The organism is Paludisphaera sp. (genome assembly GCF_037189885.1).
Lineage (GTDB): Bacteria > Planctomycetota > Planctomycetia > Isosphaerales > Isosphaeraceae > Paludisphaera.
Genome location: NZ_JBBCIR010000003.1, coordinates 1 through 14771, shown reverse-complemented (window position 1 = coordinate 14771; position 14771 = coordinate 1). Strand labels below are relative to the sequence as shown.

11 protein-coding genes are annotated in these 14771 nt (G+C 70.1%); 6 read left to right on the top strand and 5 right to left on the bottom strand.

Annotated elements, in window-relative coordinates; translation table 11 throughout:
* Nucleotides 1–64: 64 nt before the first annotated feature.
* Both WG209_RS00530 and WG209_RS00525 read right to left on the bottom strand, forming a co-directional pair.
* Nucleotides 65–1690: an arylsulfatase gene (locus WG209_RS00530; protein WP_337173028.1), complete on the bottom strand. Its 1626-nt coding sequence runs from the start codon at nucleotides 1688–1690 to the stop codon at nucleotides 65–67.
* A gap of 11 nt (nucleotides 1691–1701) precedes the next feature.
* Entirely contained in the window at nucleotides 1702–2814 is a 1113-nt protein-coding gene (locus WG209_RS00525; protein WP_337173027.1) for a hypothetical protein, read from the bottom strand.
* Between the two features lie 202 nt (nucleotides 2815–3016).
* On the opposite strand from WG209_RS00525, the gene WG209_RS00520 reads away from it, so the two are divergent.
* Together WG209_RS00520 and aroF are read left to right on the top strand one after the other, a co-directional pair.
* Nucleotides 3017–3208: a hypothetical protein gene (locus WG209_RS00520; RefSeq protein WP_337173026.1), complete on the top strand. Its 192-nt coding sequence runs from the start codon at nucleotides 3017–3019 to the stop codon at nucleotides 3206–3208.
* A 907-nt stretch (nucleotides 3209–4115) separates the two neighbouring features.
* Entirely contained in the window at nucleotides 4116–5129 is a 1014-nt protein-coding gene (gene aroF, locus WG209_RS00515) for a 3-deoxy-7-phosphoheptulonate synthase (protein ID WP_337173025.1), read from the top strand.
* A gap of 241 nt (nucleotides 5130–5370) precedes the next feature.
* Here the strand turns inward: aroF and WG209_RS00510 are convergent, their stop codons facing one another.
* Nucleotides 5371–6534 carry a TIGR04053 family radical SAM/SPASM domain-containing protein gene (locus WG209_RS00510; protein ID WP_337173024.1) on the bottom strand — a complete coding sequence of 388 codons (1164 nt, stop codon included), beginning with the start codon at nucleotides 6532–6534 and terminating at the stop codon, nucleotides 5371–5373.
* A gap of 137 nt (nucleotides 6535–6671) precedes the next feature.
* Between WG209_RS00510 and hemG the strand changes: the two genes are divergently transcribed.
* Together hemG and WG209_RS00500 are read left to right on the top strand one after the other, a co-directional pair.
* Nucleotides 6672–8096, top strand: coding sequence for a protoporphyrinogen oxidase (gene hemG / locus WG209_RS00505; RefSeq protein WP_337173023.1), 1425 nt, complete (start codon nucleotides 6672–6674; stop codon nucleotides 8094–8096).
* 805 nt (nucleotides 8097–8901) lie between these two features.
* Nucleotides 8902–10257, top strand: coding sequence for a Gfo/Idh/MocA family oxidoreductase (locus WG209_RS00500; RefSeq protein WP_337173022.1), 1356 nt, complete (start codon nucleotides 8902–8904; stop codon nucleotides 10255–10257).
* 244 nt (nucleotides 10258–10501) lie between these two features.
* On the opposite strand, the gene WG209_RS00495 is transcribed toward WG209_RS00500, so the two are convergent.
* Nucleotides 10502–11368 (bottom strand): SDR family NAD(P)-dependent oxidoreductase, encoded by an 867-nt coding sequence (locus WG209_RS00495; protein ID WP_337173021.1) that lies wholly within the window; start codon nucleotides 11366–11368, stop codon nucleotides 10502–10504.
* Between the two features lie 133 nt (nucleotides 11369–11501).
* On the bottom strand, nucleotides 11502–11906 hold the full coding sequence (locus WG209_RS00490) for a hypothetical protein (RefSeq protein ID WP_337173020.1): 405 nt from the start codon (nucleotides 11904–11906) through the stop codon (nucleotides 11502–11504).
* Nucleotides 11907–12242: 336 nt separating this feature from the next.
* On the opposite strand from WG209_RS00490, the gene WG209_RS00485 reads away from it, so the two are divergent.
* Nucleotides 12243–13277 carry a DUF1559 domain-containing protein gene (locus tag WG209_RS00485; RefSeq protein ID WP_337173019.1) on the top strand — a complete coding sequence of 345 codons (1035 nt, stop codon included), beginning with the start codon at nucleotides 12243–12245 and terminating at the stop codon, nucleotides 13275–13277.
* A 200-nt stretch (nucleotides 13278–13477) separates the two neighbouring features.
* Nucleotides 13478–14771 (top strand): hypothetical protein (locus WG209_RS00480; RefSeq protein ID WP_337173018.1); only part of this gene is annotated, 1294 nt, incomplete at its 3' end.

Below are 14771 nucleotides of genomic sequence, written 5' to 3'. Positions count from 1 at the left end.
CCCTCGCCGGATTCGGCCCCGGCGGGGTGGGAGCTTCTTGTTTTTCGAACCGGTCCCGAAAGCCTCAGGGCAAATCCCGGACGACGTGGCAGCGGGCGGCCCAATCGTCCCACGCGCGGGCGAGCCTGGCGACATCGTCGGCATGGGTCGCGGCGAGGTCATGTATCTCGGCCCGGTCGACGTCCATGTCGTACAACTCCCACGGCCCATCGCTCCGGGCGACCAGCTTCCAGAGTCCGTCGCGGACGGCGCGATTCCCCTCGTGTTCCCAGAACAGGAGCCGAGGCGCGTCGGGCTCGCCCCGGAGGGCGGGGACCAGGCTGATCCCCTCCATCGGAGGGATCCCGCGCTCGCCGGCCGGGTAGCGAGCCCCGGAGACATCGACGCAGGTGGCCATCACGTCGATGATGTGGCCGACCTGCCCCTCCAACTCGCCCTTCCGCGCGAAGCCCCGCGGCCAGCGGGCGATCAACGGCGTGCTGATGCCCCCTTCATGGGCGTGGTGCTTGTACAGCCGCCACGGCGTATTGCTGGCGCCCGCCCAGGCGGAACCATAGCTGATGTAGGTGTCGGGGCCGCCCATACTGTCCAGGTCATTCCCGGCGTGGAGGATGTTGGTGGTCTTCGGCCCGGTCGCTACGTCGAAGCCCCAGGGGTCCCACTCCGCGCAGGCGCCGTTGTCGGAGAGGAACAGGATCAGGGTGTCGTCGAGCCGCCCCGTCCGCTTCAGCTCTCCCATGACCCTGCCAATCGCCGCGTCCATTCGGTCGACCATCGCGGCGTAGATCGCCATCCGTCGCGCGAGGTCGGCGCGGCGGTCGGCGGGGAGGTCGCTCCAGGCGGGGTTCACTCCCTCCTTGTGGTGGAACGGGTGGACCCAGTCCGAGCGCGGCGTCAGCGGCGTCGAAGCCGGGACAATCCCCATGGCCTTCATGCGGGCCAAGCGCTCCTCGCGGATCGCGTCCCAGCCCTTCGCGTAGACATCGGCGTAGCGATCGACGTCCTCCCTCGGGGCGTGGAGAGGGAAGTGGGGGGCGTTGAAGGCGAGGTAGAGGAACCAGGGCCGGTCGGGTTCTCGGCGGGCTTCGTCCAGGAATTCGATCGCGTAGTCGGCGAAGGCGTCCGTCGCGTAGAAGCCGCCCGGCGGGTACTCCCGCCTCGGCCGGCTGGCGGGGAGGCGGGTGTAGAACGGGTCTTCCCGCCAGAAGGAGTTGAACCCGCCGATCATGCCGTAGAAGTCGTCGAACCCGCGCCGGATCGGCCCCGGGTTCGAGCCCAGGTGCCACTTGCCGACCATCAGCGTGCGATAACCGGCCCCGCGCAGGACCTCCGGGATGGTCGCCGTGGCCTGGACGAGATGGCCGCGATAGCCGGGGCGATCCGGCCCCTCGTCGGCCGTCATGTCGCCGACGCCCGCCTGGTGAGCGTACAGTCCGGTGAGGAGCGACGCCCGCGTCGGGCAGCACCGCGAACCGTTGTAGAAACGAGTGAACCGCAGCCCTTCGGCCGCGAGGGCGTCGAGGTTCGGCGTCCGGATCTCGCCGCCGAAGCAGCCGAGATCCGAATACCCCAGGTCGTCCGCCAGGATCAGCAGGATGTTCGGCCGATCCACCGCGACGGCTGGCGCTGCCGTCATGAGCACCGTGGCCAGCAGGACACACAGCCGAAGCCCGCCGCGTCTGTCCGTCATGCGTCGATCCCTCAACGGTAGCCCCGGTACGCCTTGCCGATCTCCCGGAGCTTCGCGGGGTCGCCGCCGACGCCCGACCAGTGGAAGATCATGACGCCGGTCGACGGGGCGCGGGTGCCGTGGTCGACGATCGCGCCGACGTCCTCGGGGCGGACCTTCTCGCCCCAGTCGGCGACCTGGACGATGGGCCAGATCTTGTGGCGTTCGCCCGGCTCGCCGCGAATCCCCAGGTGCTCGCCGAGCCAGGCCGTCTGGCGCGAGATCCACGCCGGGTCGTCGGCGTGGCCGAAGCGGGCGTGGTAGGGCATGATGCTGAAGACGTCGACATACTCCGCTTGCGCCTTCAGGTCGATGGCCAGCTTGTCGCGCAGGGCGCCGTCGCGCTCCTCGACGGTCCAGGGGCAGTGGAACGTGCCGAGCAGGGCGTCGGGCCGGACCTCGTCGACGATCGCGCGGAACTCGCGGACCCAGTCCGTGAAGACGCCGCAGCGCCAGTCGACCCACGCGCGGCGATGCTCGCCCAGCAGCCTGGCGGAGATCGCGGCGGTCGGCCCGTCGCCGAGCGGCGTGCCGGTCGCCTTGGAGAAGGCCTTGAGGCAGCGGTCGCAGAAGCAGGTGTCGGGCAGGTTGGGCTCGGCCTGCTCCCAACTCGCGTGGGCGTGGTGATAGTCGAGCCAGATGCCGTCGATCGGCGCGTCGGCCAGAGTCTTTCGGAACGCGGCCATGCGGTCGCGACGATGCCCCTCGTGCGTGGGGCAGATCCCCTGCCAGCCGTCGGGGGCGGGGCTTCGCTCGCCGTCCGTGCCGACGGGGGCGGCGTCGGGGTGGTCGGTAAGGTACTCCGCGTCGTGCATGGTGTTGAATTCGGCGAAGACCCTCACGCCCGGCGCCTTCGCCTTCAGGCCCGACACCACTTCGGACGTCGCCCCGCCCGACCCGATCCAGACGGCGTTGATCCCGTAGTCTTCCAGCGTCTCGCCCCCCTCGAAGATTCGGGTCGGCACGCCGCCGTAGATCCCCCGAATCTCCAGGTTGGGGCGAGACTCGCGCGCCTGGTCCTCGTAGGCGGAAGCGGCCGGGACGAGGAGGATGGACAGGCCGATGAACATGCGAAGCGTTGTCATGAGATCGTCTCGTCGCGGGGGCAGTGTGGTGGGCTCGCGCGGACGCGGCGGGGCGAAGTCGATAACCCGTCATCTTGCCAGCCCGCCCACCCCGGGGCAACCCGCGGGGTCGATCCAGGACGCGCCGGCCCCCATCGACCCACGCGTCTCATGCCGATAAGATCGAGACGGGTGGACTCCTTCGCTCATTCAGGAGGTCACGATGCGGACGCTGAAATTCGTGTACTGGGAAGACGGCGACGCCTTCCTCGGCTACCTCATCGAATTCCCCGACTACTGGACCCAGGGGGAATCGCTCGAGGACCTGAAGGGGCATCTGATCGATCTCTACCGAGACCTCACGAGCGGCGAGATCCCGGGAGTACGGCGGGTCGGCGAGCTGGTCATGCCATGAAGAGGGTGGATCTGATCCGGGCCATCGAAGGGCTTGGCTGCGTCCTCATTCGCCATGGTGGTGCCCACGACTGGTATCGCAACCCAGTGACCGGGGTTTCCCAGCCGGTGCCCCGGCATCGAGAGATCAAGGAGCATCTGGCCCGCCGGATCATCGCGGTCCTTGGGGAGCCGAGGCAGGAGGGCGGCAGGGGCCGAGGATGAACCCGACCGCTCGGACGCGGTGGCCCCGGCCGCGTGGACGCCGATCGTCCCGCTCGATTTTGGCCTCCCCTGTTGATCCGGGCGACTCTCGGGGATACAGTGATCTTGTCGAGAACGGCGACACGCGCCCCTCGACGCTCTCGGATCGCGCGACCGTGGCGCGACGGACTAGAGCCCGCTCCCGCGAAGAGGCTGGACTCCCGCGGGCCCGGGGAGGCTAGAACGAAAAGGAGGTGATCGCGTGTGTAGTGACAACCAGAGGCGGCTCGCCTAACGGCAGCCGACGGGTTGCCCGTCGGGCAAGCCGCATATCTGAAAGCCTATCATAGGCTAGATTCGGCCGGGCTCGGTCTACACCCGGGCCCGGTCGAATTCGCTTTCTTCCATACGATCGATCGAGATTCAGGGATCCTTTCGCGTGACGCTCGGCCTGACCGCGACCTACTTTACTGGCTCCTATCTGGGCTGGCGGCGTTGGTACTTTACCAACGTCGAATCAGGTCGCCGGGCTGTGTGCGGAGGTTCCCGCTAGGATCCCCCCATACAAGCAGATACCCAAGGCCCCGGGACCTGATATCAGGACCGGGGCCTTTTTCGTTTCCAGACCTAGCGAGCGAGCCGAGCTTCCGAAAACCCGACCCCGCGACGTTCGCGGGGGGGTCGGATCCGACGGCCGCCCGACAACCAGAGAAGGGGCGTCGACCGTGATCGTCGTGATGAAGCCGGACGCGAGCGGGGCGCAGATCGAGGCCATGACGCAGCAGATCGCCGAGTTGGGGCTGACCCCGCAGGTCATCAAGGGCGAACATCAGACGGTCGTCGCGGCGCTCGGGCAGGAGCGGCCCGGCATGGCCGAGACGCTCGAGGTCGGCGGGGGGGTGGAGAAGGTCCTGCCGATCATGGCCCCGTACAAGCGGGCGTCGTCGGAGGTCAAGAAGGACCGCACGGTCGTCAGGGCGCTCGGGCTGGAGGTCGGCGGCACGAAGGTCGCGGCCATCGCCGGGCCGTGTTCGGTCGAGAGCGAGGAGCAGATCGTCTCGATCGCGAGGAAGCTGAAGGAGCTGGGGGCGACGGGGCTCCGCGGCGGGGCGTTCAAGCCGCGCACCAGCCCGTACAGCTTCCAGGGGCACAAGGAGAACGGCCTGAAGATGCTGGCCGTCGCCCGCGAGGAGACCGGCCTGGCGATCGTCACCGAGGTCATGGCGCCCGAGCACGTCCCGATGGTCGCCCGGTACGCCGACGTCCTCCAGATCGGCGCCCGCAACATGCAGAACTATCAGCTCCTCCAGGCCGTCGGCGACTCCGGCAAGCCGACGCTCCTCAAGCGCGGGATGAGCTCGACCGTCGAGGAGTTCCTCCTGGCCGCCGAGTACATCCTCGACCGCGGCAACCCCAACGTCATGCTCTGCGAGCGGGGCATCCGGACGTTCGAGGACCACACCCGGTTCACGCTGCCGCTGGCGACCGTCGCCTACCTGAACGAGAAGTCCCACCTCCCCGTGGTCGTCGACCCGTCGCACGGCACGGGCAAGTCCAGCCTGGTCGCCTCCATGTCCAGGGCCTCCGTCGCCGCCGGGGCCGACGGCCTCATCATCGAGGTCCACGAGGATCCCAGGAAAGCCGCCAGCGACGGCGCCCAGACCATCACCCCCGAGGCCTTCGGCCAGCTCATGGCCCAGTGCCGCCGCGTCGCCGAGGCGGTCGACCGGACGATGTGAGCCGTGGCGATCAAGCCGGGCGGGTCATCTCATCTTCATCCCTTCTCCCCTCGTGGGAGAAGGTGCCCCGGAGGGGCGGATGAGGGGCGCGCGACCCGAGAGCGTCGGATCGGGATCCCTCGCTGGACGGCGGGCGCGTCGCCGGTTGCCCCCTCATCCGGCCTTCGGCCACCTTCTCCCACGAGGGGAGAAGGGGGGGCGTCCGCTCGCTTCCGGACCCCGATGAAGCAGCAATGCCGCCTTATTCCACCCCCGCCGGGGCGCCGTGCGCCTCGTCCCAGGCGCGGGGGATGTGGACGCAGTCGGGCTCGGAGGCGAAGGGGTCGCCGGTGACGGCGAACGTGCGGGCGCGGCTGCCGCCGCAGACGTGGCGGTATTCGCAGACGCCGCACTTGCCGCTGAACGAGTCGGCGTCGCGGAGGCGGCGGAAGATCGGCGAGTTCTGGTAGACGTCGACCACGTCGTTGAACGGCACCATGCCGCAGGTCAGCGGCAGGAAGCCGCTGGGGTGGATCAGGCCGGCGTGGCTGACGAACAGGATGCCCCGGCCGTCGTTGACGCCGGGGAGGCCGCCCTCCCAGCCCCGCGCCGACATCTTCATCGGCTCCGCCTTGCCGGACTCCTTCCGCTTCTGGAGGACGTATCGACGGTAGTGCATACCCTCCGTCGTCTTGACCATGAACGAGTGTTCGCGCGAGATGTCCCACAGGCGCTCGAACGCCTTCTCGTAGCGCTCGCCGTCGAGCCGCATCTTCTCGGAGGCCCGGCCGACTGGGATGATCAGGAACAGCGACCACAGCGCGATCCCGTGCGGCTCCAGCATGTCGGCGATGGCTTCGAGCTGGCCGTAGGTGTCCGGGGTCAGCGTGGTGTTGACCTGGATCGGGAGGCCGGCGGCGCGGGCGTCGTCCATGATCCGGTGGGTCATGGCGAACGAGCCGGCGACGCCGCGGAGCTTGTCGTGGGTCTCGGCGTCGGCGCCGTCGATCGAGACGGCCATCCGGCTGATGCCCGCCTCCTTCAACTCGCGGATCGCCTCGGCCGTGACGAGCGGCGTGGGGGAGGGGGTGATGGCTGTCTGGATGCCGGCCGACCCCGCGTGGCGGATCAGGTCGAACAGGTCGGCTCGCTTCAGGGGGTCGCCGCCGGTGAAGATCAGCAGCGGCGGCTCGGGGAAGCGGGCGAGCTGGTCGATGAACGTCATCGAGTCGGCCGTCGTCATCTCGTCCGGGTCGGCCTTGGCCTGGGCGCAGGCGCGGCAGTGGAGGCAGACCAGGTCGCAAGCCTTGGTGATCTCGTAGAAGACCAGGAGCGGGGACCGGTCGAAGTTCCGGCGGCGGGTCCAGTCGGGCCGTGCGCCGCCGGACGTCCGCGGGGGCGGGTCGGCTGCGTGGGGGTGGCTCATGGCGGTGGGCCGGGACCTCATCGCTGACGCCCGGCTCGGACCTCGATAGAATGGAAGTCTCCGATCCGATGATAGCCGAACGAGGCCCGCCGCTCAAGGAAGCGCCCGCCCCGCGAGGCCCTGGCGACGAGGCGACGATGCGGGACGAGACGGGCGGCGCGGGCGTGGACGTGGCGATCATCGGCGGCGGGATCTCCGGGCTGGCCGCGGCCAATCGGCTCCGCGAGGTCGCGCTGGGGCTGTCGACCGTGGTCCTCGAGGCCGGCCCCCGCGCCGGCGGCGTGCTGGGGACGATCCGCCGCGACGGCTTCCTCGTCGAGCAGAGCGCCGACAGCTTCATCACCAACGTCCCCTACGCGATCGACCTCTGCCGCCGCCTGGGCCTGGGCGACCGCCTGATCTCCACGGACCCGAACCATCGCCGCTCGTTCGTCGTCCGCCGGGGGAGGCTGGAGCCGATCCCCGACGGCCTGGTGATCATGGCGCCCTCGAAAGTCGGGCCGATGGTCGCGACGCGGATCCTCAGCGTCTTCGGCAAGCTCCGCCTGGCGATGGAGCGGGTCCTCCCGCGCGGGAGCGGCGCCGACGAATCGCTCGCCTCGTTCGCCCGCCGCCGGTTCGGCCGGGAGACCTACAACCGGCTGATCCAGCCGCTCGTCGGCGGCATGTACACCGGCGACCCCGAACGCCTGAGCGTCAAGGCGACCATGCCGCGCTTCCTGGACATGGAGCAGCAACACGGCAGCCTCATCAAGGCGATGCGGGCCGCCGCGAAGGCCGACGGGGCGAAGAACGAAGGCTCCGGGGCGCGCTACGGACTGTTCGTCGGGCTGGAGGGCGGTACCTCGGAGCTGGTGGACGCCCTGGCCGGCCGCGTCCCGGTCCGGGCCGACGCCAAGGTCGAGCGGCTGGAACGCGACGGCGAGGGCTGGCGGCTGATCGTGAACGGCGAGCCGATGGCCGCCCGCTCCGTCGTGATCGCGACGCCGCCGAAGGCCGCCGCCGGGCTGCTCCGCGACATCGACTCCGAGGCCGCCGGGCTGATCGGCGGGATCCCGTCCACGTCGAGCGCGATCGTCTCGCTGGGGTACCGTCGCGACCGGATCGCCCACCCGCTCGACGGCTTCGGGTTCGTGGTCCCGTTCGTGGAGCGCCGGGATATCCTCTCCGGCAGCTTCTCCAGCGTGAAGTTCGCCGGCCGCGCCCCGGAGGGCTCGGCCCTGATCCGGGTCTTCATGGGGGGGGCGAAGCGTCCCGAGCTGGTCGACGCCGACGACGCCGAGCTGGTCCGGATCGCGTCGTCCGAGCTGGCCTCGCTGCTGGGCACCCGCGGCGAACCCGACCTGGCGGTGGTCTCGCGCTGGCGCGGGGCGATGCCGCAATACGAGGTCGGCCACCTGGACCGGATCGCCACGATCACGGATCGCATCGCGGCGATCCCCGGCCTGGAGGTCGCGGGCAACTGGTTGGCCGGCGTGGGCGTCCCGATGTGCGTCAAGTCCGGCGAGGACGCCGCCAACCGCGTCGCCGCCCGCCGCGCCGAGCCGGCCGAACGGGTGTAAGACCGCCTCGAACGAGGCCCGGCGGAGTTGGCTTCGTTCGTCATCGCGGCAAGCCGGATAATCCACCGCAATATATTTTACGCCAAGGAATTGCGTCGCGATCAAGTTGGCTTCGTTCGTCGAAAACGGATTGCGAATCCGGTGGGCTCAGGGGGCATGTTCGTCTCCTCTCCCCCCGGTGTAGGGTCGGCGGATTTCGGGTGCTCCGTCGGGGAGGGATGCCATGAACCGCCGCTATCTCCACCGACCGACGACCCTCACCCGGCCCTCCGGGCCGCCCTCTCCCGACGGGAGAGGGGACAGAGATACTCGCCCTATCTTGCCCAAATGCCGCGCCAAAAAGTTGTGACCATGCCCATGCCCTCGCGGCGGACAGACCGCGAAGCCGTCAGATAAGGGGCGCACGCGCGACGGCCATTGGGACCATTGAAGGCCCGGCCGACCGGTTCGAGCTCCCGCCGGCCGTCTCGCTTGGCTTCGCCGCCGTCCGGCCCTCCGGGCCTCCTTCCCCCGCCGGGGTTTGTGACCGCGTCACGGTCGGCGCATATCTCCTTCGCCTCGGGGGCTTGTTTCCGCCCCTTCAACCGATCCCGGGATGTCAAAGAACACGATCAACGATCTCCAACATGGTCCGCGGGGAGGGGGGCGGGATTCCAGGTTTCCTGGTTTTCTTTTCCCGGACGGGGGAGGTGGGGGCCGGGCGGGTCGGTTGAACGCGGGGCGCCGGTGTGCGATCCTCGGGATCTCCGCCGTCGGCGGGACCGCGACGGCCATCCTCTCTGATTGATATGACGGAGTGCGAATCATGACCAATCGACGCGACGCGCTGAAGCTCGGCGCCGCGGGGCTGACGGCTTCGATGCTCGGGGGATACGTCCACGCGGCGGCCGACGAGAAGACCTACCGCGTGGGGCTGATCGGCTGCGGCTGGTACGGCAAGTCCGACCTGTTCCGGCTGATCCAGGTCGCCCCCGTCGAGGTCGTCTCGGTCTGCGACCCGGACGACAAGCACACGGCGCTCGCCGCGGAGATGGTCGCCGCGCGGCAGAAGTCCGGCAACAAGCCCCGGACCTTCCGCGACTATCGGGAGATGCTCAAGGACAAGGATCTGGACATCGTCCTGGTGGCCACGCCCGACCACTGGCACGCCCTGGCGATGATCGCCGCCGTCGAGGCCGGCGCGGACGTCTACGTCCAGAAGCCCATCAGCCACGACGTGCTGGAAGGCGAGGCGATGGTCGCCGCCGCCCGCAAGCACGGCCGCGTCGTGCAGGTCGGCACCCAGCGCAAGAGCACGCCGCACCTGATCCGGGCCAAGAAGGAGGTCGTCGAGGCCGGGCTGCTCGGCAAGATCGGCCACGTCGAGGTCTGCTGCTATTACCACATGCGGCACAACGACGACCCGCCGGTCACGACCCCGCCCGACTTCCTCGACTATGACCTTTGGTCCGGCCCGGCGCCCCTCCGCCCCTACGACGGCCTCCCGCACCTTCGCTGGTGGCGCACGTTCATGGAGTACGGGTCGGGCATCACCGGCGACATGTGCGTGCATATGCTCGACACCGCGCGCTGGATGCTCGGGCTCGGCTGGCCGGAGCAGGTGACCTCCAGCGGCGGCATCATCGTGCAGAAGGGGGGCAAGTCGAACATCTCCGACACCCAGGTCGCGACGTTCGAATACCCCGAGTACGACGTCGTCTGGCAGCACCGCACCTGGGGGACCGCGCCCGACCCGGACTATCCGTGGGCCCTGTTCATTTACGGCGAGAAGGGGACGCTGAAGGCCAGCACCATGCGCGCCGACTTCATCCCCCAGGGCGAGGGGAAGCCGATCCACTTCGACTGCGTCTTCGAGCGCGAGCAGTACCCCGAGGACGTCAACGAGCCCGACATCGAGCTGAACGCCGCCCCGGCCACCCGGCTGCACATGCGGAACTTCCTCGACGCGATCGCCAGCCGCGGCCGCCCGGTCGCCGACATCGAGGAAGGGCACATCTCGACCGCGTCGTGCCTGCTGGCGAACATCGCCATGCAACTGAGCCGCCCCGTGGCCTACGACCCGGCGAAGCGGATCATCGCCGGCGACGACGAGGCCACCAAGCTCCTCCGCGCCCCCTACCGCGCGCCGTGGGTCCACCCGGCCGACACGGAGCTGGCTTGAAGTCTCGGCCTCGTGACCGCCCGATGAGCGTGAAGCGCGCCCCCTCTCCCCCCGGGAGAGGGTGGCCCGGAGGGCCGGGTGAGGGTCGTCGGATCGGTAGATATAGCGGCGGTCTATGATCCGCGCGGCCGACGGCGACCCCGCGCCGCGTCGGCCCTCACCCGCCGCTGGCGCGGCTGCCCTCTCCCGGGGGGGAGAGGGGACGGATGAGGTTTCGATCCCCGCGGCATCGATACGGGTTCTCTCAGGACACCCGGCCGACCTGCCGGCGCGGCTTGCGCTTGCGCAGCACCGGGGAGTCGGGGAAGTGGCGGAGGATCCAGCGGGAGAGGCCCCAGTCGACGAAGCGGGGGAGGAAGCGGTTGGCCAGGACGAGGAGCCGGCCCTTGGGGGTCAGGGTGATCTCGCGCTTCTGCTTCTCGACGGCGCGGAGGGCGGCCGTTGCGACGGACTCGGGCGAGGCCGTGCGCCAGGAGGCGACGGAGACGCGGGCGGTCTTCGCGACGGCGTTCTCGTCGAACGGGGTCGCGGAGAAGCCGGGGTTCACCTGGAGGATGTGGATCCCGTAGCGCCGCCACTCGATCCGCAGCGACTCCACGAAGCCGGACACCGCGAACTTGCTGGCGCTGTACTCCACCCGGCCGGGGAGGCCGCGGCGGGCGTTGATGGAGCCCATCACTAGCATGGTCGGGGCGACCCCCTCGCTCAGCAGCGGGAGGGCGGCGCGGCTGACCTCGGCCATCGCGAAGAAGTTGATCTCGAAGACGCGCCGGAGCACCCAGGCCTCGTGGGTGTCGAACTGCCCGGTGGCCCCGACGCCCGCGTTGTTGACGAGCAGGTCGATCGCGCCGAAGCGATCCTTGACCACTTCGAAGAGTCGGTCCCTGTCCGCCTGAGCGGTCAGGTCGGCCGGGACGACGATCACGCGGTCGGGGTCGGCCCCCGCGCGGACGAGGCCGGACGCCGTCTCCTCCAGCCTCGCGAGCGATCGGCCCGTCAGGATGACTCGCGCCCCGCGGCGGACGAGATCCTCGGCGATCGCCCGGCCCAGGCCGGACGACGCCCCCGTCACCAGCGCCCGCGTCTCTCCCCAGCAACGTCGCACGCCCATGGCACCACCCGGATCATGTCGAGATGTCCATCACGTCCATCTCATTGTAGCAACTCCGGGCGGCGAGAGGCGGATCCCTGCAGGAAAAATGGACAATCCTCGCGGACGAGGCAAGGCCTGAAGGGATCGCGGGCTATTTGACGGTCGACCGGACCGCGCCGTCGATCTGGGTGAAGGCGGGGACGTCCTCGGGGTTGGAGCTGCGCCAGCCGAGGCGGGAGGAGCGGCGGTCGGGCTTGCTGACGAGGACCCTCGCCTTGCCGCGGCCGTCGTCGACGATCGTGGAATGCGAGCCGGCGATGGCGCCCTCGACCTCGGTGGGCACCTCGCAGACGGGGCCGTCGACCACGTTGCTGGAGATGACCGTGCCGAGCCCGACCGCCGGGGGGCAGGGCCCCGCCGCCGACGCGCCGTAATAGTAATGGTGGTGGTGGCAGCCCCAGCCGCAGAGGCAATAGCCGCCGAGAAGCAGGGCGGCGAGCACCCCGCGACCGTCCCGGGCCCTCGCGCGGGCGTCCCTCATGGCGTATACCCTCATCGTCCCGATCCATCCGAGGGCCGCGCGAGTCATTGGGAGCGTTCGCATGGGTGAAGGGCCCCTCGCCGACCTCCTGTCGGCCCGGGTCATGCCGGACTTTAGCGATTACCCCCCGATCGGCCAACCTCATTTCCCCGGCCGACGGGTCTGTCGCGACCCCCGGAGGCCCGCCGGGGAAATTGACGACGACATTGACATCATGGCCGAGGTTCTTTATGCTCGCCCCAACGCAATGAGACCGAGTCTCAATTGCAAATCTCCAGGCGGCTCCGATAGTCACCCCGCGCGGGCCGCGGGGAGGCGGGGGCCGCCGCCCCCCCCACCGAACGCCCCACCATGACCAGAACCCCCCGACGAGCCTTCACGCTGATCGAGTTGTTGGTCGTCATCGCGATCATCGCGGTGCTGATCGCGCTGCTGCTCCCCGCCGTCCAGGCGGCCCGCGAGGCCGCGAGGCGAGCCCAGTGCACCAACAACCTGAAGCAGATCGGCCTGGCGCTGCACAACTACATGTCGGTCTACTCCGAGACGCTGCCGATCGCGGGCTACACGGGCCCCAGCTATCCCCAGGACCATTCGCCGCACGCGCGCCTGCTGCCGTTCGTGGAGCAGGGGGCGTTCTACTCGGCGATGAACTTCGACGTGTACATGGGCCACCCCGGCACCACGGCGCTGCCGGAGGCGCTCCACACCGCGGCAAGGACCGCCGTCGCCGCCTACCTCTGCCCCAGCGACTCCACGCCGGCGGTCCATAACTACACGTCGCCGACCGGCTCGACGCTGCCGTTCGCCTCGACCAATTACGCGATGAACCAGGGCAACGGCCTGGACGGCGCGTTCCACCCCGGGAACGGCACGGCCTCGAACGGGCTCGCCTGGGTGGGGGGGCTGGTGAGGCTCTCCTCGATCACCGACGGGACGAGCAACACGGTCGCGTTCACGGAGTCGCTGATCGGCCCCGGCGCGGCGTCGACGTCCACGTCGGCCACGCCGATGCAGGACCCCAAGGTCTACCGCGCCAAGCTTTCCTCGTGGTCGGTGACGGTGGTCGACGCGGTCGACGTGGGGGGCTACACGGCGGCGGCCGGCGTCTTCACGGCGTGGGACGGCGCGCGCCTGAACAACTGGCTCCGCAGCGCCGTCCCCGACGGGCCGCTGATGAACGGCCGGTTCACCCCCAACTTCCCCTCCCCGGACCTCGTCTCGGCGTCGTCGAAGGCGACCGCGGCGCGGAGCCGGCACCCCGGCGGCGTGAATGTCCTGCTGGTCGACGGCTCCGTCCGCTTCGTCAAGGACTCGGTCGCCCGGCCCACCTGGTGGGGCCTCTGGTCCCGCGCCGGCGGCGAGGTCATCAGCGCCGACTCGCTGTAACTCGCCGCGCCTCCCATCCCGGCCAGCACCGGCCCCCGGCGTCCTCCCCGCCGGGGGCCTTTTCGCGCGCCGAGCGTCCGCGAGGGAGAAAACAAATCCATCCATTGAAATCGGGTGGATCGGCCGATACAAGATGTCTGGATCGTCGCGCGTCGGGTCTGGGGCACGGATCGGCGAGGGGCGTCCGGGCGAGCACGGCCATGAAGATCCATTTCTCCTGCCCCTTCTGCGCGAAGTCCTATTCCGTCGACGAGACCCTGGCCGGCCGCAAAGGCCGCTGCAAGGACTGCGGGACGACGATGCAAATCCCGGGAGCGACGGCCACGAAGCCCGTCGCGCCGGCGCCGGCCCCGGCCCCGAAGGCCAGGCCCGCCGCGAGGCCTCGACCCGCGCCCGACCCGGCCCCCATGCCGGCCCACGACGTGAGCGACCCATACGGCCTGGCCGACGAGCCGGCCCCGATGCCCGCCCGGCGGGACATGCTCGCCGACGCCGAGGAGGCCGCGGCGTTGCCTCGCGGCGGGATGGGGAAGCCGGGCGGGGGGGCGAGGAAGAAAAAGAAGAAGCGAGGCGCGGACGAGGGCCCCTGGGGGCTCCCGATCCGGCAGGGTGCCATCGGCCTGATGGTGCTGGTGCTGTTCCTCGGCCGGGTGATGAAATACGCGCGGCGGGCGCATCAGGAGGGGGAGATCGGCCCGTACCTCCAGACGGGGATGCTGGGCCTCTGCCTGCTGGCGGCGGCGCTGTCGCTCGTGAGCGTCGTCGGGGCGATCGTCAGCTTCTCGCGGGGCAACCGCTCGGCCTTCCGCGGCGAGAGCACCGGCGGCCAGGCGGCCTGGGGGCTGACCGTGCTGGCCTCGCTTGCGGTGGCGTACTTCTTCCTCACCGGCACCCTGAGCTTCAGCGGGCGTGGCCAATTAGCGGCGATGGACGCCTCGCTCTCGGCCACGGAGCGGGTGCCCATCGGGGTCTACGAAGACCTGGTCGACACGGCCATCCGGCATCAGCGTCGGATGGCCGCCGCGCTGGACAAGCTCGGGTCGCCGGAGTTCGGGGCCGGGATGGAGGCCGCCATGGAGCTGGAGATGCTCAAGTTCGAAGCCGAGTCGATCCTGGCCCGAGGCCGATCGACCCCGGCGCCGACCCGCGAGCAGGTGAGCCAGCTCTACGCCAAGTTCGCGGATCCGTTCCGCCAGGCCTTCCAGGAGACCGTCCGCGCCGCGAGGGACGCGCAAGGCCGCCTGGACGCCCCGCCGGGCTCCCCCCCCGCCAAGGCGATGCGGGAGGTGGTCGACGGCGCGACGGAGTACGCCGACGGCTACGCCAGGGCCTACCCGGAAGGCTCGACCGACTCGACGGGCTGGTACTTCGCCGTCTTCAGCAAGGACGCCGGCTCCGGCACCCGCGATTTCGACGCCGCCCTCGCCAGGGCCCCCGTCCCGGCCCCCGCGCCGCCGACGGGCGCCCCCGTCTCGGCGCCGGGGCGGGCGCCGC

Excerpts from the sequence above, each read along its gene's own strand:
- WG209_RS00490 (WP_337173020.1), bottom strand. The coding sequence starts at position 11,906 with ATGAGGGTATACGCCATGAGGGACGCCCGCGCGAGGGCCCGGGACGGT.
- WG209_RS00495 (WP_337173021.1), bottom strand. The coding sequence starts at position 11,368 with ATGGGCGTGCGACGTTGCTGGGGAGAGACGCGGGCGCTGGTGACGGGG.
- hemG (WP_337173023.1), top strand. The coding sequence starts at position 6,672 with ATGCGGGACGAGACGGGCGGCGCGGGCGTGGACGTGGCGATCATCGGC.
- WG209_RS00525 (WP_337173027.1), bottom strand. The coding sequence starts at position 2,814 with ATGACAACGCTTCGCATGTTCATCGGCCTGTCCATCCTCCTCGTCCCG.
- WG209_RS00520 (WP_337173026.1), top strand. The coding sequence starts at position 3,017 with ATGCGGACGCTGAAATTCGTGTACTGGGAAGACGGCGACGCCTTCCTC.
- WG209_RS00510 (WP_337173024.1), bottom strand. The coding sequence starts at position 6,534 with ATGAGCCACCCCCACGCAGCCGACCCGCCCCCGCGGACGTCCGGCGGC.
- WG209_RS00530 (WP_337173028.1), bottom strand. The coding sequence starts at position 1,690 with ATGACGGACAGACGCGGCGGGCTTCGGCTGTGTGTCCTGCTGGCCACG.
- WG209_RS00485 (WP_337173019.1), top strand. The coding sequence starts at position 12,243 with ATGACCAGAACCCCCCGACGAGCCTTCACGCTGATCGAGTTGTTGGTC.
- WG209_RS00500 (WP_337173022.1), top strand. The coding sequence starts at position 8,902 with ATGACCAATCGACGCGACGCGCTGAAGCTCGGCGCCGCGGGGCTGACG.